This window comes from Paraburkholderia heleia NBRC 101817 (assembly GCF_000739775.1).
GTDB lineage: Bacteria > Pseudomonadota > Gammaproteobacteria > Burkholderiales > Burkholderiaceae > Paraburkholderia > Paraburkholderia heleia.
On sequence record NZ_BBJH01000013.1, the window covers coordinates 123,740 to 146,232 of the forward strand.

A 22,493-nucleotide genomic window follows, 5' to 3' on the forward strand; every position below is an offset into this window, starting at 1 on the left:
TGCCCATCCATGCGCGGTTTTAGTTGGGATCGCTTACGAGCGAGTCACGCGGTCATTGCCGTGCCGGCGGCTGCTCCATGCCGTTGTGGCGCAGCAGCGCGTCGATGTTCGGCTCGCGGCCGCGGAAGGCCTTGAACGACTCCATCGCCGGGCGGCTGCCGCCCACTTCCAGAATTTCCTTGCGGTAGCGCGTGCCGGTCGCTTCGTCGAGCACGCTCGACTTCGCGGCTTGCGCGGCTTCCTCGAAGGCGGCATAGGCATCGGCGGAGAGCACTTCGGCCCACTTGTAGCTGTAGTAGCCCGCCGCGTAGCCGCCCGCGAAGATATGGCTGAACGTGTTCGGCCAGCGCGAGAACGACGCCTGCGGAATCACGTGGTAGCGCTCGTTGATCTCGCGCGCCAGTTCGTTCGCGCTCTTGCCCTTGGAAGCGTCGAAGTCCACGTGCAGCGCCATGTCGAACATCGAGAATACGATCTGGCGCAGCGTGCCGAGACCGCTCTGGAAGTTCTTCGCGGCAAGCATCTTGTCGAAGAGTTCGCGCGGCAGCGGCCTGGCGGTCTCGACATGCGAGCTCATTTCGCGCACCACGTCCCATTCCCAGCAGAAGTTTTCCATGAACTGCGAGGGCAGCTCGACGGCATCCCACTCCACGCCGTTGATGCCCGACACGCCCAGTTCGTCCACACGCGTGAGCATGTGGTGCAGGCCGTGGCCGAACTCGTGGAAGAGCGTAATGACTTCGTCGTGTGTGAAGCACGCGGGGCGGCCGCCCACCGGTGCCGAGAAGTTGCACGTGAGATACGCGACAGGCGTTTGCACGCCATTGCCTTCGAGCTTGCGGCGCGAGCGGGCGTCGTCCATCCATGCGCCGCCGCGCTTGCCTTCACGTGCGTAGAGGTCGAGATAGAACTGTGCAACGAGCGTGCCGTCCGCGTTTTCCACGCGGAAGAAACGCACGTCGGGATTCCATACCGGCGCGCTGTCCGGGCGGATGCGCACGCCAAAGAGCGTTTCCGTGACCTTGAACAGGCCCTGCAGCACGAAGTCTTCCGGGAAGTACTGCTTCACCTCGTTCTCCGAGAACGAGTAGCGCTTCTGGCGCAGACGCTCGGCGGCGAACGCCATGTCCCACGGCTCGATCTGCGTGAGGCCCAGTTCGCTCGCGGCGAATTCGCGCAGCTCTTCCCAGTCCTTTTCGGCGTGCGGGCGGGCGCGCGTGGCGAGGTCTTCGAGGAAGCTCATCACCTGAGCCGGCGTTTCCGCCATCTTCGGCGTGAGCGAGACTTCGGCGAAGTTGTTGTAGCCGAGCATCCGCGCCTCTTCGGCGCGCAGCTTCAGTTGTTCCTCGATGATCGCCGTGTTGTCCCATTCGGCCTTGCCGCCGCCGTAGACGGGGCCGAGTTCGGACGCGCGCGTGACGTAGGCGCGGTACATCGTCTCGCGCATCGCGCGGTTTTCCGAGTACTGCAGCACCGGGAAGTACGAGGGGAAGTGCAGCGTGAATTTCCAGCCTGCCTTGTTCTCGCGCTCGGCGGCTTCGCGCGCGGCGGCGATCACGTCCTCGGGCAGGCCCGCGAGATCGGCTTCGCTGGTTGCGTAGAACGCGTAGCCGTTGGTCGCGTCGAGCACGTGGTCGGAGAAGGCTTTGGCGAGTGCGGCCTGGCGCTCCTGCAGCTCGGCGAAGCGCGGCTTCTGGTCTTCGGGCAATTCGGCCCCGGAGAGGCGGAAGTCGCGCAGCGAATTGTCGAGGATCTTCTTGCGCTCGCCCGAGAGCAGCTCGAACGAGTTGTGATTCGTGATGGCCTTGTACTTCTTGAACAGCTCGAGATTCTGGCCGACGCTCGACCAGAATTCGGTCACGCGCGGCAGGTTCTCGCCGTGGGCGGCACGCAGCTCCGGCGTGTCGGCGACGGCGTTCAGGTGGCCAACCACGCCCCAGGCGCGCGAAAGCGGCTCGCTGGCGCGTTCGACCGGCTCGACCACATCGCTCCATTGCGCGGGCGTGATGGGTTGCGCGGCGCGCTCGACCGCGGCCTTCGCATTCGCGAGCAGGACGTCGAGCGCGGGCGTGACGTGCTCGGGGCGGATTTCGCCAAAGCGCGGCAGTCCGGTGAAGTCGAGGAGCGGATTGTCGGAGGGGGTAGTAGCCATGATGCTTCCTGTTCCTGTCTGTCGCGGGTTAGGGGACCGGGGCGCCGCCTGCGCGCGCCCGATTGCCACAGTATTGGGGCGCCAGTCGCGCTTTCCAACCGGTTATCCGAGCAAATTAACAGATGTCGGGGGGCGGCGCCGCAATCGCGGCTGTCGCTGTGCGAGCGGGCGGCGCACAAAAAGAAAGCGGCCCGTGATGGACCGCTTCGGGAACGTCATGCCGCGACGGGCCGCCGCGTGTTGCTTACGCGCCCGCCGCGCGCTCCGCCGCTTCGATCGTGTTCACGAGGAGCATCGTGATGGTCATCGGCCCGACGCCGCCCGGCACCGGCGTGATGAAGCCGGCCACGTCCTTCAGGCCCGCGAAATCGACGTCGCCGCAGAGCTTGCCGTTGTCGTCGCGGTTCATGCCCACGTCGATCACGGTCGCGCCGGGCTTGACCATGTCGGCGGTCAGCACGTTGCGCTTGCCCACCGCGGCGACCACGATATCGGCGTCGCGCGTGTGCTTCGCGAGGTCGCGCGTCTTGCTGTGGCAGATCGTGACCGTCGCGCCCTTTTCGAGCAGCAGGAGCGCCATCGGCTTGCCGACGATGTTCGAGCGGCCGATCACCACAGCGTTCACGCCTTCGAGCGGGATCCTGTATTCCTCGAACATCTTCATCACGCCATAGGGCGTGCAGGGGCGAAAGAGCGGCTGGCCGGTCATGAGCGCGCCCGCGTTGGCGACGTGAAAGCCGTCGACGTCCTTTTCGGGCGCGATGGCCTCGATCACCTTGTGACTGTCGATGTGCTTCGGCAGCGGCAACTGCACGAGAATGCCGTTGATCTTCGGGTCGCGGTTCAACTCGTCGATGCGCTTGAGCAGGTCGGCCTCGGCAAGCGATTCGGGATAGCGGTCGTACGACGAGTAGAGGCCGTTGTCTTCGCAGGCCTTGACCTTGTTGCGCACGTAGACTTCGCTCGCCGGATTGTCGCCGACCAGCACGACGGCGAGTCCCGGCTGATGGCCGCGGGCGGTGAGGGCGGCGGCGCGCGTGGCGACTTGCGCGCGCAGTTTCCTGGAGAGGGCGTTGCCGTCGATGATAGTGGCAGTCATGGTCGGTCGGGGTCGAGAGTGGGCAATGCGGGCTCGTTGGGCCTGCTTAGGCCCGTTTAAGCCTGTTCAGGCTCGAGCGCTGGCGCGCGTGGGGCGGGCGCCATTCGAAGGCCGACATTATACCCGCGCGGCGGGCGTGCTCCGGCCTGAACGGACAGGGAGGGGGCAATGCGTGAGGGAAGAGAGTTGCGGCGAGACGCCGCCGGCAGCATGCGCGCGCCATGGCGCGCGCATGCTGCCGGGGAAAGACGCGCTTACTGCTGCGCCTGTTGCGGCTTGTTGGACAGCGCGAGACGCAGCAGGTCGGCGACCGTGTTGACGTTGAGCTTCTCCATGATGTTGGCGCGGTGCGCCTCCACCGTCTTGATGCTGATCCCGAGGTCGTCGGCGATCTGCTTGTTCAGGCGGCCCGCGATGATGCGCTCGAGCACCTGGTGCTCACGCGCCGTGAGCTTGCCGAGGCGCTCGGCGGCCGCACGCTGTTGCTGCACGTTGGTGCTTTCGTTGCGCGCCTTGTCGAGCATGCGCTCCACCAGCTTGCGCAGTTCGGCTTCGTCGAAGGGCTTTTCGATGAAGTCCATTGCGCCCTTCTTCATGGTCGAGACGGCCATCGGCACGTCGCCGTGGCCCGTCACGAAGATGATCGGCAGCGAGGCGTTTTCCGCGATCAGACGTTCCTGCAGTTCAAGGCCGCTCATGCCTTGCATGCGCACGTCCAGAATCATGCAGGCGATCTGTCCGGCCTGTTGCGCCGGCTGGTACGCCTCGAGGAACTCCTCCGCGCTGTTGAAACACTGGACGCGGTAGCCGTTCGCTTCGAGGAGCCAACGCAGGGAGTCTCGTACGGCCTCATCGTCATCGACAACAAAGACGGTTTCCTGGGTGGTGACTGGGCTGTTCATGGCTCTCCCGTAACGGTTTGTGGAGTCGGTTCGTCGGTGTTCCGCGAGGGGGTGTCCGATTCGCCGATGGGCAGACTGCAATGGAACGTTGCGCCGCTGATGTGGCCGTCGGATTCGACGTTGTTGACCACCCAGAGACGCCCGCGATGCGATTCGATAATGGAGCGGCAGATGTTCAGGCCCATGCCCATGCCGTCCGACTTGGTGCTGTAGAAGGGCTCGAAGAGGCGCTCGGCCGTGGCTTCGTCGACGCCGGGGCCCTGATCGACCACGCTGATGCACACGTTGCCGCCTTCGCGCTTCACGATCACGCGGATCACCGGGTCGATCGCGTTCGGGCGCGCTTCGGCCATGGCTTCCGCGGCGTTCTTCAGGAGATTGACGAGCACCTGTTCGATCAGCACCGGATCGACGTAGATCACGGGCATGCGCGAGCGCATGTCGGTCACGATGCGGATGCGGCGCTTGCGCGCCTCGATCTCGGCGAGGCCCACCGCGTCGGCGACGATGTCGGCCACGCGCGTGGCCTGGCGCTTGGGCTCGGAGCGCTTCACGAACTCGCGGATGCGCTTGATGATCATGCCCGCGCGCACGGCTTGCTGCGCCGTTTTCTCGAGCACGGGCAGCAGATTGTCGGGCGCGGCCCGGCCCGACTTCACGAGCGCGACGGTGCCCGAGGCGTAGTTGTTGATCGCCGCGAGCGGCTGGTTCAGCTCGTGCGCGAGCGACGAGGCCATTTCGCCCATCGTCATCAGGCGGCTCGTGAACTGGAGCTTCTCGTCCTGCTGGCGGGCCAGCTCCTGCGCCTGCTTGCGCGTGGTGATGTCGGTCGCGATCTGCATCTGCGCGAGGTGGCCGTCCACCCACTGGATGTACTGGCGGCGTACTTCGAACCACTTCTGGATGCTTTCGACGTAGACCTCCTGGGCATCCGCCGTGCTTTCGGTGAGCGCCGTGGCGGGCAGGCCGGCGAAGGCGTCGACCATGTCGATCGAGTCCGAGGAGGCGCTCGCCGAATCGAAGCCGCCGCCGCCCGCGAGCTCCAGATGGCCGTCCGGGCGGATGCCGAAGAGGTGGCGATAGTAGCGGTTCGCAAACAACAGTTCGGCTTCGTCGGCGGCGAGCACCGAGACGGCGGCGTCGAGGCTTTCGAGCACGGTGGTGAAGCGCTCGTGCGCGGCGGCGAGTTCTTCGCGTGCGCGCTTGGGCTCCGTGATGTCGGTCATCGACGACATCCAGCCCGTCTGGCGGCCCGAGCTGTCGATAAGCGGCGAGACATAGAGCCGCGCGTGGAACTGCGAGCCGTCCTTGCGGCGCACGCGCAGCTCGAACCCCGAGGAGGGCGCCTTGCCGCGCAGCGTCATGTCGAGCTGGCGCTGCATTTCGGGGTAGGCGTCGCGCGGCCAGTAGGGGAACGGTGCGTTCTTGCCCACGAGGTCGCTTTCGTCCCAGCCCGTCATGCGGCAGAACGCCGGATTCACGTGCGTGATGCGGCCGTGCATGTCGAGCACGCGCATGCCGATCAGCACCGAGTTTTCCATCGCGCGGCGGAAGAACGCCTCCGCGTAAAGCGCCTGCTGCGCCTCAAAGCGCTGGCGCGTGTGCTTCCAGAGACTCCAGAGGCTCCACAGCACGAAGCAAGACAGCCCCGCGACCAGCCACACGAGCGTGTTGTTCGTGAAGTTGGTCATCTGCGGATACGAGTACACGCGCACCGAAATGCCCTGGCCAGGCGGGTCGAGCGGCAGGTCGTAATAGACGTCGCGCGGCAGGCGCGGGCGTGTCGAGGTGGTGGCGAGCTCGCGGTTGTTCGCGTCGAGAATCGAAATCTTGTACTTGGCCGACAGCTCGGACGGGATGTCGTGCTTCAGGATGCCTTCGACCGAGAACACGGCCGCGATCGACCCAAGAAAATCACGATCGCGGTATACCGGCGTCTGCAGCGTGATGTAGCCATTCCCGACGTCGTCGTAAATAAGCGGCGAATACACCTGGCGGCGCGTGGCGCGCGCCTCGGCGAAGGCGGCCTTCACGGCCTCGTCCATTTGCGCGTCGTTGGGCTTCGCGAGGCGCTGGCCGAATACGGGCATCGCCGTATTGGGCCAGCGCGGCTCCTCCTGGCTCGTGTACCAGTTGAGATAGAGGATCTCCGGATGGCCCTGCATGATGTCCGTGGTGGACGTCTGGAAAAACTGCGGATCGCTGTGGCCCGAGGCCAGGTCGCGAGCGAGCGCCTGCAACTGCTCCTGCGCGCCTGTCATGGAAAGCCGGATCTGCTGCTGGGCCCAGGCGACGTTGCGGTAGAGCGTGTCTTCCTGCTGCTGTTGCTCGCGCCGGTTCAGGCTCCACAAGATCAGGCTCATGACGATCAGGAACACGAGGATCGACAGGAGCGGCGTCAGCAAATAGGAATTCGACCACCAGGGTCCGTGGTGCCAGCGGGATGGCGACGACTCGCCGGGCGTTCCGGGCGGCCGCGCCGAGCGTGCGAAAAGCCGTTCGGTCAACATGGCAAGGATTGTAGCTCAGCGTAAGACGCGGAAATGCCGCGAAAAAAGCCGTAAATCGCCGATAAACGGGTGCAAACTGGCCGTTATCGGCCCAGGGGCGTGAACGATTAAGCGTGCGCTGCACCAATTTTTCATATTATAAAATCACATCTCGCAATTCGAAAATTTTGTTGCGCAAGGGTCAGGGGGGTCATTACAATCGCCCCGAAGCTGCTGCGGTTGGCCCGGTCACGTCTCAAGCGTCGCCGTCCGCATGGTCCGATCAACAGCGTTCCCCTACATCCAGGAGACGAGCATGTCCGCTGTACCCGACGAAGTCCTCAAGTACGTTGCCGCCGACAAGGACGAGGATCCCCAGGAAACCGCCGAATGGCTCGAGGCGCTGGACGGCGTCATTTCGACTGTCGGCCCCGATCGTGCCCACTACCTGATCGAAAAGCAGATCGAATTCGCCCGCGTGCACGGCGAGCATCTGCCGTTCTCGGCGAACACGCCGTACATCAACACGATCCCTGTCGCCAACCAGGCCAGGAACCCGGGCGACCAGGACATCGAACACCGCATCCGTTCGTACACGCGCTGGAACGCCATGGCCATGGTGCTGCGCGCGGGCAAGCACACGAACGTGGGCGGCCACATCGCATCGTTCGCATCGGCGGCCACGCTTTATGACGTCGGCTACAACCACTTCTGGCGCGCGCCTTCCGCCGAGCATGGCGGCGACCTCGTGTTCGTGCAGGGTCACTCGTCGCCGGGCGTCTACTCGCGCGCGTTCCTGCTCGGCCGCCTGAGCGAAAAGCAGCTCGACAACTTCCGCCAGGAAGTGGGCGGCGAGGGCATCTCGTCGTACCCGCACCCGTGGCTCATGCCGGACTTCTGGCAGTTCCCGACCGTCTCGATGGGTCTCGGCCCGATCATGGCGATCTACCAGGCGCGCTTCATGAAGTACCTGCAGGCGCGCGGCATCGCCAAGACCGACGGCCGCAAGGTGTGGGCGTTCCTCGGCGACGGCGAAACGGACGAGCCGGAATCGCTCGGCGCGATCGGCATGGCCGGGCGCGAGCGTCTGGACAACCTCGTGTTCGTCATCAACTGCAACCTGCAGCGTCTCGACGGCCCGGTGCGCGGCAACGGCAAGATCATCCAGGAACTCGAAAGCGAGTTCCGCGGCGCCGGCTGGAACGTCGTCAAGGTCATCTGGGGATCGCGCTGGGACGCACTCTTCGCGCGCGACAAGTCGGGCGCGCTGATGCGCCGCATGATGGAAGTGGTCGACGGCGAGTATCAGACGTACAAGTCGGAGTCGGGCGCGTTCGTGCGCGAGCACTTCTTCAACTCGCCCGAACTGAAGGCGCTGGTCGCCGACTGGTCCGACGACGACATCTGGAACCTGAACCGCGGCGGCCACGACCCGCACAAGATCTACGCGGCGTTCCACGAAGCTTCCAACTCGAAGGGCCAGCCGACTGTCATTCTCGCGAAGACGATCAAGGGCTATGGCATGGGCGAAGCCGGCCAGGCCATGAACATCACCCACCAGCAGAAGAAGATGCAGGTGGATCAGCTCAAGAAGTTCCGCGACCAGTTCCGCCTGCCGATCACGGACGAGCAGATCGTCGACGTGCCGTACCTCACGTTCGAGGAAGGCTCGAAGGAACTCGAATACATGCGCCAGAAGCGCATGGACCTCGGCGGTTACCTGCCGGCTCGCCGCCAGAAGGCCGAGTCGCTGCCGGTGCCGGCGCTCGACGCATTCGAGCCGCTGCTCAAGGGCACGGGCGAAGGCCGCGAGATCTCCACGACGATGGCGTTCGTGCGGATCCTCAACATCCTGTTGAAGGACAAGGCGCTCGGCAAGCGCATCGTGCCGATCGTGCCGGACGAGTCGCGTACCTTCGGCATGGAAGGCCTGTTCCGCCAGATCGGTATCTGGAATCAGCAAGGCCAGAAGTATGTGCCGGAAGATTCCGACCAGCTGATGTTCTACAAGGAATCGGAAACCGGTCAGATCCTGCAGGAAGGCATCAACGAAGCCGGCGGCATGTCGGACTGGATCGCAGCTGCGACGTCGTACTCGACGCACGGCGAGATCATGATCCCGTTCTACATCTTCTACTCGATGTTCGGCTTCCAGCGTATCGGCGACCTGGCCTGGGCCGCAGGCGACATGCGTTCGCGCGGCTTCCTGCTGGGCGGCACGGCGGGCCGCACGACGCTCAACGGCGAAGGTCTGCAGCACGAGGACGGCCACTCGCTCCTGTGGGCGGCTTCGGTGCCGAACTGCGTCAGCTACGACCCGACGTTCGGCTATGAACTCGCGGTCATCATGCAGGACGGTCTGCGCCGCATGGTGCAGGACCAGGAAGACGTGTTCTATTACGTCACGGTGATGAACGAGAACTACGAGCACCCGGCGATCCCGCAGGGCCAAGGCCTGGAAAGCGTGGCGGCGGACATCATCAAGGGCATGTATTCGTTCCGCAAGAGCGACGCGAACGCCAAGGCGCCGCGCGTGCAGCTCCTGGGCGCGGGCACGATCTTCAACGAAGTGATCGCCGCCGCCGACCTGCTGAAGAACGACTGGGGCGTCGAAGCCGACCTCTGGAGCGTGCCGAGCTTCACCGAACTCGCGCGCGAAGGTCACGAAGTCGAGCGCTGGAACCTGCTGCACCCGAGCGAGCCGCGCCGCGAATCGCACGTCGAAAAGCTGCTCAAGGACACGCAAGGTCCGGTCATCGCTTCGACCGACTACGTACGCGCGCTGGTCGACCAGATCCGCGGCCTGGTGCCGCGCAAGTTCGTGGTGCTCGGCACTGACGGCTTCGGCCGTTCGGACACGCGTGAGAAGCTGCGTCACTTCTTCGAAGTCGATCGTTACTGGACCACGGTTGCGGCACTGGGCGCGCTCGCGGACGAAGGCAAGATCGAGCGCAAGGTGGTTGGCGAGGCGATCGCCAAATACAACCTCGATCCGTCCAAACCCAACCCGATGACCGTCTAACCCATCACCCCCTGTGCATGGCATGCGCGCCTCCCCGAAGCGGGGAGGCGTGTCGTATGCGGCCCCGGAGACACTAACAATGAGTCAAGCGATCGAAGTCAAGGTGCCGGACATCGGCGATTACAAGGACATCCCTGTGATCGAGGTGCTGGTGAAGGCGGGTGATACCGTCGAAAAAGAGCAGTCTCTCATCACGCTCGAGTCGGACAAGGCGACCATGGATGTGCCGAGCCCGGCGTCGGGCACGGTCAAGGAAGTGAAGGTCAAGGTCGGCGACAACGTGTCGGAAGGCTCGCTCGTGCTGGTGCTGGACGGTGCCGGCGCAGCCGCTGCGCCCGCCGCTCCCGCGGCTCCCGCGCCCGCCGCGAAGGCAGAGCAGGCCGCTCCCGCCGCCGCGCCCGCGCAGGCGGCGGCTCCCGCCCCCGCTGCAGCGCCCGCCGCGAGCGGCGGCGTGCAGACGGTCGAGGTCCCGGACATCGGCGACTACAAGGACGTGCCGGTCATCGAGATCGGTGTGAAGGTCGGCGATCGCGTCGAGAAGGAGCAGTCGCTCGTCACGCTCGAATCGGACAAGGCGACCATGGACGTGCCGAGCCCGGTGGCCGGCGTCGTCAAGGCAATCCTGGTCAAGGTCGGCGATAACGTGTCGGAAGGCACCGGGATCGTCGTGGTCGAAGCGGAAGGTGCGGCGGCGACTTCCGCCGCACCCGCGCAGAAGGCGCCAGTCGAAGAGCCGTCGGACGCGCCTGCGCCCGCCGCGGCCAGGCCCGCGCCTGCGGCACCGTCTGCGCTCGCGCAGGCGCCGATCATTCCGGCGGGCGAAGGCGGCACGCGCCGTCCGAGCCACGCCTCGCCGTCCGTGCGCAAGTTCGCGCGCGAACTCGGCGTGGACGTTGCCCGCGTTGCGGGGACGGGTCCGAAGGGCCGCATCACGCAGGACGACGTTACCGCGTTCGTGAAGGGCGTGATGACGGGTGCGCTCGCGGCGCCGGCTGCCGCGGCTGCCGCTCCGGCAGGCGGCGGTGCGGGCCTGAACCTGCTGCCCTGGCCGAAGATCGACTTCACGAAGTTCGGCCCGATCGACACGCAACCGCTCTCGCGCATCAAGAAGATCTCGGGCGCGAACCTGCATCGCAACTGGGTCATGATCCCGCACGTCACGAACAACGACGAAGCGGACATCACCGACCTCGAAGCGCTGCGCGTGCAGCTGAACAAGGAGAACGAGAAGGCGGGCGTGAAGTTCACGATGCTCGCGTTCGTCATCAAGGCCTGCGTCGCGGCGCTCAAGAAGTTCCCGGCGTTCAACGCGAGCCTCGACGGCGACAATCTCGTCTTCAAGCAGTACTACCACATCGGTTTCGCGGCCGACACGCCGAACGGCCTCGTCGTCCCGGTGATCCGCGACGCGGACAAGAAGGGCCTCGTCGACATCGCGAAGGAAATGGCCGAGCTTTCGAAGCTCGCGCGCGAAGGCAAGCTCAAGCCGGACCAGATGCAAGGCGGCTGCTTCTCGATCTCGTCGCTCGGCGGCATCGGCGGCACGCATTTCACGCCGATCATCAACGCACCGGAAGTGGCGATCCTCGGCCTGTCGAAGAGCGCGATGAAGCCGGTGTGGGACGGCAAGCAGTTCGTGCCGCGCCTCACACTGCCGCTGTCGCTCTCGTACGATCACCGCGTGATCGACGGTGCGGCTGCCGCGCGCTTCAATGCGTACCTCGCTTCGATCCTCGGCGATTTCCGCCGCGTGATTCTGTAAAACCGATCTGACCGGCTCGCGCCGCCGCGCCGCACGTTCATGACGTGCGCGCCGCGGCAGGCGCGGCCGGTCTTCCTTTAGGGGTAGGGGACACCATGAGTCTCGTCGAAGTGAAAGTGCCGGATATCGGCGACTTCAAGGACATCGACGTCATCGAAGTCAACATCAAGGCGGGCGACGTCATCGAGAAAGAGCAGACGCTGCTCTCGCTCGAGTCGGACAAGGCCACGATGGAAGTGCCCAGCGACGTCGCGGGCACGGTCAAGGAAGTGAAGATCAAGGCCGGCGACAAGGCCTCGCAGGGTACGGTGATCGCACTGGTCGAAGCGGCCGTCGGTGCGGCCGCGCCCGCGCCGAAGGCCGAAGCGCCCAAGGCCGCTGAAGCGCCGAAGGCTGCCGAGGCACCGAAGGCCGCTGAAGTTTCCAAAACCGCGGCGCCGCAAGCCGGCAGCTTCAGCGGCAGCGCCGACGTCGAATGCGACATGCTCGTGCTCGGCGCGGGCCCCGGCGGCTACTCGGCGGCGTTCCGCTCCGCCGACCTCGGCATGAAGACCGTGCTGGTCGAGCGTTATTCGACGCTCGGCGGCGTGTGCCTGAACGTGGGCTGTATTCCGTCGAAGGCGCTGCTGCACACCGCACTCGTGATCGACGAAGCCGAAGCGCTCGGCTCGCACGGCATCACGTTCGGCAAGCCGCAGATCGACCTCGACCGCCTGCGCGACTTCAAGTCGGGCGTCGTCAAGAAGCTCACGGGCGGTCTCGCCGGCATGGCGAAGGCGCGCAAGGTCGAGGTCGTGACGGGCGTGGGCGCGTTCCTCGATCCGCACCATATGGAAGTGGCGGGCGAGAACGGCAAGAAGATCGTCAAGTTCAGGCAGGCGATCATTGCCGCGGGTTCGCAGGCCGTGAAGTTGCCGTTCATGCCGGAAGATCCGCGCGTGGTCGATTCGACCGGCGCGCTGGAACTGCGCCAGATTCCGCAGAAGATGCTCGTGATCGGCGGCGGCATCATCGGTCTGGAAATGGCCACCGTCTACGCGACGCTCGGCGCTCAGATCGACGTCGTGGAAATGCTCGACGGCCTGATGGCCGGCGCGGACCGCGACCTCGTGAAGGTCTGGGAGAAGTACAACGCGAAGCGCTTCGCGAACGTCATGCTCAAGACCAAAACGACGAAGGCCGAGGCGAAGGACGACGGCATTTACGTGTCGTTCGAGGGCGAGAAGGCGCCGGCCGAGCCGCAGCGCTACGATCTCGTGCTGGTCGCCGTGGGCCGCTCGCCCAACGGCAGGAAGATCGGCGCGGACAAGGCCGGTGTGGCGGTGACGGATCGCGGCTTCATCGAAGTCGACAAGCAGATGCGCACCAACGTGCCGCACATCTTCGCGATCGGCGACGTGGTCGGCCAGCCGATGCTCGCGCACAAGGCCGTGCATGAAGGCCACGTGGCGGCGGAAGCGGCGCACGGCGAGAAGGCGTACTTCGACGCGCTGCAGATTCCTTCGGTGGCCTACACCGATCCGGAAGTGGCGTGGGCCGGCAAGACCGAAGACCAGTGCAAGGCCGAAGGCATCAAGTACGGCAAGGCGGTGTTCCCGTGGGCCGCGTCGGGCCGCGCGATCGCCAACGGCCGCGACGAGGGCTTCACGAAGCTGATCTTCGACGAAGAGACGCATCGCGTGATCGGCGGCGGCATCGTCGGGCTGAATGCGGGCGACCTCATCAGCGAAGTGTGCCTCGCGGTGGAAATGGGCGCGGATGCGACCGACATCGGCAAGACGATCCACCCGCACCCGACGCTGGGCGAGTCGATCGGCATGGCCGCCGAGCTGTACGAGGGTGTCTGTACCGACCTGCCGCCGCAGAGGAAGAAGTAAGACCGTGCCGCGCCGCTCGTTGCGGCGCGCATGAAAAACGGCGCACTCCGCGAGGGGTGCGCCGTTTGCTTTTGGGTACCGCGGTACGGGCTACGAGAGGCGCCGGAGCGTAAAAAAGATTCCCGGTCGGCGACCGGGCAAGTGACATGCCGGGCGGCATGCCGGAGCGTTCAGGCCCGGCGTCCGGTGCGCCGCTGCTTCAGCGCACGCACCGGTTCGATCTGCAACGTTCAGACCGTCTTCTTGGCCGAAGCGGCCGCCGAGCGCGATGCCTGGGCGGCAGCCTTGCTCGCAGCAGCGGTGGCGGCGTTGAAGTTGCTTTCCGCCATTTCCACGGCTTGCTTCGTGGCCTTGTGGACCGTTTCGTAGGTCGTGTTCGCGGCGTTGATGGCCGACTTGATCACGGCAACTGCGGTTTCCGAGCCAGCCGGCGCATTCTTCGCGACGTTGTCGACGAGCGATTGAACCTTGCGGTTCTGCTCTTCGTAGTGGGCTTCGGCGACCTTCGCGAACTCAGCCTGGGTGGCCGAGGCGATTTCATACACATGACGGCCATACGACAGCAGCTTTTCGGTCAGCGGCTGGGCATAGCTCGTTTGCAGGGCCAGGAATTCCTGCGCGTCCTTCACCGACAGTGCGCGCTGGGCGTGCTCCTGCGATTCCGCCAGATTCGAGCGAACGGCCTGAAGGTTCAATTCGACGAGCTTTTCCACGCCTTCGAACGCCTTGCCGGTGAGGCCGAACAGGGTTTCGAGATTGGCTTTCTGGGCAGCGGCGAATTGCTCAGGGGTCAGCAGACTCATGTTTACGCTCCTGTATGTCGGCGGCCTTCGTGGGTCGCCTGAAGTAAGTGGCACGGCGCTGGTGCTCTGTCGCTCACTTTGTGCGTCGCAACATTAACTCGATTTTAGGACGCTCCGGAAGAAAGTCAAGGCCTTTTGGTGCGTCGCACAATATCGATAATTTATTATTAAACAATCACTTATGTCTGGTGCATGACGCAATCGCGACAACACGCCAGTGGTCCATTGCACCGGGCTCGCGGCGAATCGAACGAGGCTGCGCGCAGGGTGGGGCAAGCGCGCGGACGCGGCTTCTGGCAAGATGCGGCATGGATCGCATCAACCGCCTACAGGATTTCACCTGGTGCGTGCACCGAATTCCTGGATGGAACGTTAACGATCTATTGCGGTCGAACGCGCGTCGCGCGGCACGGCGGCACTGGTAGTCAGACAACACTCACCCGTATTTTCCTCAGTTCAAGTTCCTGCGACGGACGCCGTTAATGCAGCAAGCGCATTTTGCGTGTGCCGCAAACGTTGTCAGTAAGCGGCGTCGCGCGAGAGGAGCGGCTTGGCAATTGTCTGACTCCATCGAATGCGGGAAGTGCATTGGCCAGATCAATCGGAGGTCATACTTCGGTTTAATGAGCGCCTATAAGTGCTTCAATTTGCGAATTTTTCGTGGTTTTACTACACTTGGCGAACGATCCCGCCGCTCCATCAAGAACACTAATGAAATCCGACAAGCTCCTGTCGTTCTCACTGATGCCGTCGTCGGTTATCAGCACCGCATTGTCGGTTGCTGTTTCCGTTGCGATCAGTGCGACGCTCGTGGCGCCTGAGGGCGCCTTTGCTGCGTCGCAAGACGCTGCGCCGGCCAAAACGGCCAAGGCGAAAAAAGCCACCAAGAAGGTTGCGAAGGCCGAGCCGGAAACGGCCAGGGCCAGCAAGAAGGCGGGCACAGCCCGCGCCGTCGCCGCCAGGGAGGACGAGGCGCGTCCGGTGGCCAAAAAACGCCGCGTCGCTTATACGATGAACGGCCGCCATCATTCGGCGGTGCGCCGTGTCGCGTTCGAACCGCGTCAGCCGACCGTTGGTCAGGCGTTCGGTCTGCACGAGACGCCCGACTCGCTGATGCTGCGCTCGGGCGTTGCGTACGTGGTCGACCAGAACACGCTCGAGCCGCTGTTCGACAAGAACTCGCGCGCCGTTGTGCCCATCGCCTCGATCTCGAAGCTCATGACCGCGATGGTCGTGCTCGACTCGAAAGCGTCGCTCTCGGAACCCATCGAAGTCACGGACGAAGACCGCGACTACGAGAAGAACACGGGCTCGCGTCTTTCGGTGGGCTCGGTGCTCTCGCGCGAAGACATGCTGCACATCGCGCTGATGGCGTCGGAAAACCGCGCGGCGGCGGCGCTCTCGCGCTATTACCCGGGCGGCCGTCCGGCGTTCATCGCGGCGATGAACGCGAAGGCAAAGCAGCTCGGCATGACCGATACGCATTTCGAGAATTCGACGGGGCTCACGAGCCACAACGTCTCGACGGCGCGCGACCTCGTGAAGATGGTGAACGCGGCCTACCAGTACCCGATGATTCGCCAGTTCTCGACCGACCGCAGCTACGACGTGTTCACGGGCAAGCGCAATCTCGCCTACAACAGCACGAATGCCTTGGTCCGCAATGCGTCGTGGGACATCGGCCTGCAGAAAACGGGCTTCATCAACGAAGCGGGTGAGTGCCTCGTCATGCAGACGACGATTCACAATCGTCCGGTGATCATGGTCTTGCTCGATTCGAGCGGCAAGTACTCGCGCTTCGCAGATGCCACGCGCGTGCGCACGTGGCTCGACAACGGCGGCGCCGACCAGCAGCCGCGCATTACGAGCGCCGACGCAGGCGGCGCCGGGACCTGATCTGCGCCTGCGCGGATCGACCCAGCGAACGCCCCGCCACTGCGGGGCGTTTTACATTCCGGCGTGGGCTGCTCGTCCTTTGTCGACATGCGCGGCAGTCAGCAAGCGCCAAAAAAAAAGCGCAGGACACGCCTGCGCTCTTCCGATTGCCCTTCACCCTGACTTCAGGCCGGCTGCACGTTGCCTTCAGCGGGCTCCGGGTGATAGCCCAGTGACTCCGAAATCGTCAGCGCGGTCTTGCTCAACTGGCCGAGCCACGAGTCCTGCAGGCGGTCCGCAGGCGCCGAGAGCGAAAGACCTGCCACCAGCTTGCCGGTGTCGTCGTAGATGCCGGCGGCGATGCAGCGCACGCCCAGTTCGAGCTCTTCGTTGTCGCGCGCGCAGAATTGCTGGCGGACGTGGGCGAGTTCGCGTTCGAGGCGTCCCAGGTCGGTAATGCTGTTGCGCGTGTGGCCCGACAGGCCGGTGCGCGTGGCGTAGGCGCGCACGCGGTTCGCTTCGTCGGCGGCCAGAAAGAGCTTGCCGACCGACGTGAGGTGCAGCGGAGCCCGGCCGCCAATGGCGCGCACCACCTGCATGCCCGAGCGCTCCGAATAGGCGCGCTCGATATAGACGATTTCGTCGCCCTGGCGCACGGAGAGGTTGACGGTCTGGCCCGTGAGACGGTGCAGCTCGCGCATCGGCGTGAGCGCCGCGTCACGCACCGAAAGCCGCGCTTTCACGAGGTTGCCGAGTTCGAGCAGCCGCATGCCAAGCCGGTAGGTGCCGGGATCGGAGCGGTCGACGAGACGGCAACTCACCATGTCGTTCAGGATGCGGTGCGCAGTCGAAGGATGCAGTTCGGTGCGCTGCGCAAGTTCCTTCAGGCTGACAGGGTCGCTGTGCGCGGCCAGCGCGTCCAGCAGGCGCATCATGCGCTCGATCACCTGAATTGAGGTCTTCGGATCTGGATGGGTGTCGCTCATGGGTTCAGATTCGTTTGACACGCGAGGCGGAAAAGGCATTGTATCTCGTATCGTGAAAAAAGTAAGCGCCAGGACGGAGATTCACGCTGCACTGCGGCATCGCGCGCCACTGGCGAGGGCGTGCGGGCCGGCGTTGGTCATGGCGGCGAAACAGCGGATAATCGGGGACGGTTTTCACGAGGAGTCTTCATGCGAGTCGGTTTGTTCGTCACGTGCCTCATCGATACGATGCGTCCGGAAATTGGTTTTTCAACGCTCAAATTGCTCGAAGAGGCGGGCTATGAAGTCGTCGTGCCGCCTGCGCAAACCTGCTGCGGCCAGCCGGCCTACAACTCCGGCGAGCGTGCGATCGCGCGTGACCTCGCGGAAAAGACGCTGCGCGAATTCGAGCAGTTCGACTATCTCGTCGTCCCTTCGGGTTCTTGCGGCGGCATGATCCGCGTGCACTATGGCGATCTGTTTCGCGACGATCCGGAATTGATGGCGCGTTACGGCAAGTTGCGCGAGCGGGTCTACGAACTCACGGATTTTCTCGTGAACGTCGCCAAGGTCACGCTGCCGCAAGGGGAGTTCGACGGGCCGGTGACCTATCACGACTCATGTTCAGGCCTGCGTGAGCTTGGAATCAAGGCGCAGCCGCGCGCGTTGCTCGCCCAGCGCGGCGTCGAAGTGCGCGAGATGAAAGACTGCGAGCACTGCTGCGGCTTCGGCGGCACCTTTGCGGTGAAATACGGGGACATCTCGACGGCCATCGCGGACGAAAAATGCGCGAATGTTCAGGCGAGCGGCACGGGCGCGCTGGTGCTCGGGGACCTCGGCTGCATGCTGAATATCGAAGGGCGTTTGCGCCGCACCGGCGACACCACCACGCGCGTGCTGCACATCGCACAGGTGCTGGCCGGCGACGTGTGATGTGCCGCCGGCTGCCGCGTTTCGCACGGCATGGCCGCCTCGCGCCGGACTTCGATCCCGGACCTCGCCGAACACCGCTCAACCACGCCCTTATGCCATGCAAGTCCAATCGATGCAGTTCAAGGCGCGCGCCGGTCAAAAGCTGGCCGATCAGCGTCTGCAGCACAACCTCAAGAAACTTTCGACCAAGTTCGTCTCGGCGCGCGCCGAGGCGATCACCGCGATCGATTTCCCCGCCACGCGCGCGGCGCTCAAGGCGCGCCGCAACCGTGCGCTCGACAATCTCGACGTCTGGCTCGAGCAGTTCGAGACCGAGGCGACGCGGCGCGGCGTGACCGTGCTCTACGCGGAAACGGCGCAAGACGCGGCGAGGCTCGTCGCGGACATCGCGCGGCGGCACGACGTGCGCAAGGTCATCAAGACCAAGTCGATGGTTTCGGAGGAGATGCGGCTCAATACGGTGCTTGCGGAAATGGGCGTGCAGTCCATCGAGACCGATCTGGGCGAGTACATCCTGCAGATCAACGACAACGAGCCGCCGAGCCACATCATTGCGCCCGTCGTCCACAAGGACAAGGACGAGATCGCCGATCTCTTCGCGAAGACGCACGACAAGCCGCGCCTGACCGAGATCCCCGACATGACCCGCGAGGCGCGCGAAGTCCTGCGTCCGCATTTTCTCTCGGCGGACATGGGCGTGACGGGCGGCAACTTCCTCGTCGCGGAAACGGGCTCGGTCGTGCTGGTGACCAACGAGGGCAACGAGGGCATGTGCACCGTCATGCCGCGCGTGCACGTCGCGGTGACGGGCATCGAGAAGGTGCTGCCGACGCTCGAAGACCTCGCCACCGCCATGCGTCTGTTGCCGCGTTCGGCAACCGGGCAGGCCACGTCGAACTACTTCTCGGTTCTCACGGGCCCGCGGGCATCCGGGGACCAGGACGGCCCCGAGCACATGTACGTCGTGCTCGTGGACGGCGGCCGCACCGGCCTGATCGGTGGCGAATTCCAGGAGATGCTGCGCTGCATCCGTTGCGGGGCGTGCATGAACCACTGCCCGGTCTATCAGAAGGTGGGCGGCCACGCGTACGGCTGGGTCTATCCGGGGCCGATGGGCTCTGTGCTCACGCCAGCCTACGTCGGTATCGAAAAGACGCTCGATCTGCCGCAGGCCGCCACCCTGTGCGGCGAGTGCAACAGCGTCTGCCCGGTGGGCATCCCGCTTTCGGACTTGCTGCGCAAACTGCGCGAGAAGCAGACGCAGCGGCATTTGCGCCCGTGGCGCGAGCGCGCGGCGCTCGCAGCCTGGGGCTGGCTCGCGCTCCACCCGACGGCCTACGCGCTGCTCACCAAACTCGGGGTGCGGATACTCGAGCGCATGGGCGGTCAGACGAGGCTCATTCGCAAGCTGCCATTCGCGCGCGGCTGGACCAACGGGCGCGATATGCCTGCACCGGTCGGCCGGACGTTTCGCGAGCTGTACGCGGCGCGGCACACGCACCTGGACACGACAACGCGCTCCGAACAAGCCTGACACGCGCGCAGCGGTCAAGTCCAGTTCGCCAACTATTTAAGCTGGCGCAACAGTGTGTTCGTTCGGACCGGGTTTTTCCCGATTGTGACTCTCTATATCATCTCGACTGGCGATAGTGCGTCCGCACCTGTCGCTTCACAGTCGATAGAGGGTCGCATCATGAGAAAGAAAATAACGGTGTACTGGCCGCTGGCGCTGATCGTGCCGCTCGCGGTGATCGCATGGGTCCATGCGTGGAAGACCGCCGAGCAGCAAATGCCGCTCGCCGCCGATCAGGTCACCGCAGAACTCGCGCGCGCGGTGTCGTATGGCCTCGTGGGCAGCGAAGGCAAAACGCCGGTGAAGGCGATGAAAGGCATTGCCACGCTGCCGCGCTCGAACGCGATCTGATGATTGCGCTGGCGCCAACGCGCCGCGCAGCGCGTACGTCGTGCGCTTTGTATAATTTGAGATTCGCCGCCGCGCGCTGAACGCCTGCCGTTGCCCTGGCCCCCACGAATGAAAAAGGTTTCCGTCTGCTTCGTTTGTCTTGGCAATATCTGCCGCTCGCCCACGGCTGAGGCCGTGATGCTGCGCCTCGTCGACGAGGCGGGGTTGGCGGGGCGCGTCGAGGTCGATTCGGCAGGCACGGGTGACTGGCACATCGGCGAGGCGCCCGACGAGCGCGCCCAGCGCACCGGCGGCCTGCGCGGTTACGATCTCGCGCCACTGCGCGCCCGGCAGATCGCTGCCGAAGATTTTCGCCGTTTCGATCTGATCGTCGCGATGGACGACGCCAACGTGAGCGCGCTTCAGGGTGTCTGCCCGGCGAGCGAGCGCGACAAGATCCGCCTCCTGATGGAATTCGCGCCGCAGGCCGAAACGCGTGTGGTGGTCGACCCCTATTTCGGCGGCGAGGCAGGCTTCGAAGCGGTGCTCGATCAATGCGAGGCCGCCTGCGCAGGTCTGCTCGCCGCATTGCGTCCGCAACTGGCCGATTGAGATGAGCGGCGCGACTCTGCCGGATGCAGAAATCGCGCCATTTTTGCGCTTCGCTGCGCGCCTAATAACCCGAATCGCGACGTTGATACTTGACTAAACTAGTCATGTATTTATACTTGACGAAAATTGTCGAGAATTGCGGTTCCCCTACATCATGAGACTCACCACCAAAGGCCGTTTCGCCGTCACGGCGATGATTGACCTGGCGCTGCGCCAGGAGCAGGGCCCGGTGACGCTTGCGGGTATCAGCCAGCGCCAGCACATCTCGCTGTCGTACCTCGAACAGCTGTTCGGCAAGCTGCGCCGTCATGAAATCGTCGAATCGGTCCGCGGGCCGGGCGGCGGGTATAACCTCGCGCGCCGCGCGGAGGACGTCACGGTGGCGGACATCATCATCGCCGTGGACGAGCCGCTCGACGCCACCCAGTGCGGCGGCAAGGGCGCCTGCGAAGGCACCAAGCAGCACGACGGCCACTGCATGACACACGAACTCTGGTCGACGCTGAACCAGAAAATGGTCGAGTACCTCGATTCGGTGTCGCTCAAGGATCTGGTGGACAAGCAGCGCGCCCGCGAAGGCGCCGCGCCCGCCGTCCTGCGCGACCGCCGCGCCGAGGCGCCGGCGGTGGAGCCAGTCAGGGCGATGCCGCTGGGTCCGAACTCGATCTTCAACATGGCGGGTTCGTAAGACCTTCGAGCGCCGCCAGAACGCCGCAGTTTGCAAAACAGACAGTACAGCGCAGCACACAAGATTCCCCGGAGCGATAGATGAATAACGAGATTCCCCACCTGCCCATTTACATGGACTACAGCGCGACGACCCCCGTCGACCCGCGCGTGGTGGACAAGATGATTCCGTATCTGCGCGAGCAGTTCGGCAATCCGGCGTCGCGCAGCCACGCCTATGGCTGGGATGCGGAGCGCGCCGTCGAGGAAGCGCGCGAGCAGGTTGCCGCGCTCGTCAACGCCGACCCGCGCGAAATCATCTGGACCTCCGGCGCAACCGAATCGGACAACCTCGCGATCAAGGGCGCCGCGCACTTCTACAAGAGCAAGGGTAAGCACATCATCACGGTGAAGACCGAGCACAAGGCCGTGCTCGACACCTGCCGCGAGCTCGAGCGCGAAGGCTACGAAGTGACGTATCTCGACGTCAAGGACGACGGCCTGATCGACCTCGAAGCGTTCAAGGCCGTGCTGCGCCCCGACACGATCCTCGTTTCCGTCATGCACGTGAACAACGAGATCGGCGTGATCCAGGACATCGCGACGATCGGCGAAATCTGCCGCGAAAAGGGCATCATTTTCCACGTCGACGCTGCGCAATCCACGGGCAAGGCACCCATCGACCTGCAAAAGCTCAAGGTCGACCTGATGTCGTTCTCGGCGCACAAGACCTACGGCCCGAAGGGCATCGGAGCGCTGTATGTGCGCCGCAAGCCGCGCGTGCGCATCGAAGCGCAGATGCACGGCGGCGGCCACGAGCGCGGCATGCGCTCGGGCACGCTGGCCACGCACCAGATCGTCGGCATGGGCGAAGCGTTCCGCATCGCGCGTGAAGAGATGGCCACGGAAAACGAGCGTGTGCGCATGCTGCGCGACAAGCTCCTGCGCGGCCTGAAGGAAATCGACGAAACCTACGTGAACGGCGACATGGAACAGCGTGTGCCGCACAACCTGAACATCAGCTTCAACTTCGTCGAAGGCGAGTCGCTGATCATGGCGGTGAAGGACGTGGCGGTGTCGTCGGGTTCGGCGTGCACCTCCGCATCGCTCGAGCCGTCGTACGTGCTGCGCGCGCTCGGCCGCAACGACGAGCTGGCGCACAGCTCGATCCGCTTCACGGTGGGCCGCTTCACGACCGAACAGGACGTGGACTACGTGATCAACCTGCTGAAGACGAAGATCGCCAAGCTGCGCGAGCTTTCGCCGCTGTGGGAAATGCATCAGGACGGCATCGATCTGTCGACCATCCAGTGGGCAGCGCACTAACGCCCGCCCCATTGAGGCTTCAGGCAGCGCAGTCAATAGCGAAAACGAACCGGCCGCAGCGCAATGAGCAGTCAACTGCGTGCAGCGCGGCCAACGAATTGAAGGAG

At 64.6% G+C, this 22,493-nt stretch carries 16 protein-coding genes; 10 read left to right on the top strand and 6 right to left on the bottom strand.

Features of this window, described 5'->3' with window-relative positions; genetic code table 11:
• Positions 1–52 precede the first annotated feature (52 nt).
• The 4 genes from BHE01S_RS13715 to fixL form a co-directional block, all read right to left on the bottom strand.
• Complete coding sequence (locus tag BHE01S_RS13715) at positions 53–2,152, bottom strand: M3 family metallopeptidase (RefSeq protein ID WP_042264837.1); 2,100 nt, start codon at positions 2,150–2,152, stop codon at positions 53–55.
• 244 nt (positions 2,153–2,396) lie between these two features.
• Positions 2,397–3,251 (bottom strand): bifunctional methylenetetrahydrofolate dehydrogenase/methenyltetrahydrofolate cyclohydrolase FolD, encoded by an 855-nt coding sequence (gene folD / locus BHE01S_RS13720; protein WP_042264839.1) that lies wholly within the window; start codon positions 3,249–3,251, stop codon positions 2,397–2,399.
• Positions 3,252–3,505: 254 nt separating this feature from the next.
• Entirely contained in the window at positions 3,506–4,153 is a 648-nt protein-coding gene (gene fixJ / locus BHE01S_RS13725; RefSeq protein ID WP_042264842.1) for an oxygen response regulator transcription factor FixJ, read from the bottom strand.
• Complete coding sequence (gene fixL, locus BHE01S_RS13730; RefSeq protein ID WP_042264845.1) at positions 4,150–6,663, bottom strand: oxygen sensor histidine kinase FixL; 2,514 nt, start codon at positions 6,661–6,663, stop codon at positions 4,150–4,152. Before fixL ends, fixJ begins: the two co-directional genes overlap by 4 nt.
• Before the next feature lie 295 nt (positions 6,664–6,958).
• Between fixL and aceE the strand changes: the two genes are divergently transcribed.
• From aceE to lpdA, 3 genes are all read left to right on the top strand, one after another.
• Positions 6,959–9,664 carry a pyruvate dehydrogenase (acetyl-transferring), homodimeric type gene (aceE, locus tag BHE01S_RS13735; protein WP_042264848.1) on the top strand — a complete coding sequence of 902 codons (2,706 nt, stop codon included), beginning with the start codon at positions 6,959–6,961 and terminating at the stop codon, positions 9,662–9,664.
• A 79-nt stretch (positions 9,665–9,743) separates the two neighbouring features.
• On the top strand, positions 9,744–11,426 hold the full coding sequence (aceF, locus tag BHE01S_RS13740; RefSeq protein WP_042264849.1) for a dihydrolipoyllysine-residue acetyltransferase: 1,683 nt from the start codon (positions 9,744–9,746) through the stop codon (positions 11,424–11,426).
• A gap of 95 nt (positions 11,427–11,521) precedes the next feature.
• A complete protein-coding gene (gene lpdA / locus BHE01S_RS13745; protein ID WP_042264851.1) occupies positions 11,522–13,303 on the top strand; it encodes a dihydrolipoyl dehydrogenase in 1,782 nt (593 codons plus the stop codon).
• A gap of 230 nt (positions 13,304–13,533) precedes the next feature.
• Here the strand turns inward: lpdA and BHE01S_RS13750 are convergent, their stop codons facing one another.
• Positions 13,534–14,106, bottom strand: a complete 573-nt coding sequence (locus BHE01S_RS13750; RefSeq protein ID WP_042264853.1) for a phasin family protein — start codon at positions 14,104–14,106, stop codon at positions 13,534–13,536.
• A 711-nt stretch (positions 14,107–14,817) separates the two neighbouring features.
• Between BHE01S_RS13750 and pbpG the strand changes: the two genes are divergently transcribed.
• The gene (pbpG, locus tag BHE01S_RS13755; RefSeq protein ID WP_042264855.1) at positions 14,818–16,002 is read left to right on the top strand and encodes a D-alanyl-D-alanine endopeptidase; all 1,185 of its coding nucleotides are present in this window, start codon (positions 14,818–14,820) and stop codon (positions 16,000–16,002) included.
• 164 nt (positions 16,003–16,166) lie between these two features.
• Here pbpG and BHE01S_RS13760 read toward each other — a convergent pair whose 3' ends face one another.
• On the bottom strand, positions 16,167–16,967 hold the full coding sequence (locus tag BHE01S_RS13760; RefSeq protein WP_028204180.1) for an IclR family transcriptional regulator: 801 nt from the start codon (positions 16,965–16,967) through the stop codon (positions 16,167–16,169).
• Positions 16,968–17,156: 189 nt separating this feature from the next.
• Between BHE01S_RS13760 and BHE01S_RS13765 the strand changes: the two genes are divergently transcribed.
• The 6 genes from BHE01S_RS13765 (at position 17,157) to BHE01S_RS13790 (ending at position 22,386) form a co-directional block, all read left to right on the top strand.
• Positions 17,157–17,879, top strand: a complete 723-nt coding sequence (locus tag BHE01S_RS13765) for a (Fe-S)-binding protein (protein ID WP_042264857.1) — start codon at positions 17,157–17,159, stop codon at positions 17,877–17,879.
• Positions 17,880–17,976: 97 nt separating this feature from the next.
• On the top strand, positions 17,977–19,413 hold the full coding sequence (locus BHE01S_RS13770; protein ID WP_042264860.1) for a lactate utilization protein B: 1,437 nt from the start codon (positions 17,977–17,979) through the stop codon (positions 19,411–19,413).
• Positions 19,414–19,572: 159 nt separating this feature from the next.
• Entirely contained in the window at positions 19,573–19,803 is a 231-nt protein-coding gene (locus BHE01S_RS13775) for a hypothetical protein (RefSeq protein ID WP_042264861.1), read from the top strand.
• 108 nt (positions 19,804–19,911) lie between these two features.
• Positions 19,912–20,394, top strand: a complete 483-nt coding sequence (locus BHE01S_RS13780) for a low molecular weight protein-tyrosine-phosphatase (RefSeq protein WP_042264863.1) — start codon at positions 19,912–19,914, stop codon at positions 20,392–20,394.
• A gap of 154 nt (positions 20,395–20,548) precedes the next feature.
• A complete protein-coding gene (gene iscR, locus BHE01S_RS13785; protein ID WP_042264865.1) occupies positions 20,549–21,082 on the top strand; it encodes a Fe-S cluster assembly transcriptional regulator IscR in 534 nt (177 codons plus the stop codon).
• Positions 21,083–21,162: 80 nt separating this feature from the next.
• Positions 21,163–22,386 carry an IscS subfamily cysteine desulfurase gene (locus tag BHE01S_RS13790; RefSeq protein ID WP_042264866.1) on the top strand — a complete coding sequence of 408 codons (1,224 nt, stop codon included), beginning with the start codon at positions 21,163–21,165 and terminating at the stop codon, positions 22,384–22,386.
• Positions 22,387–22,493: the final 107 nt, after the last annotated feature.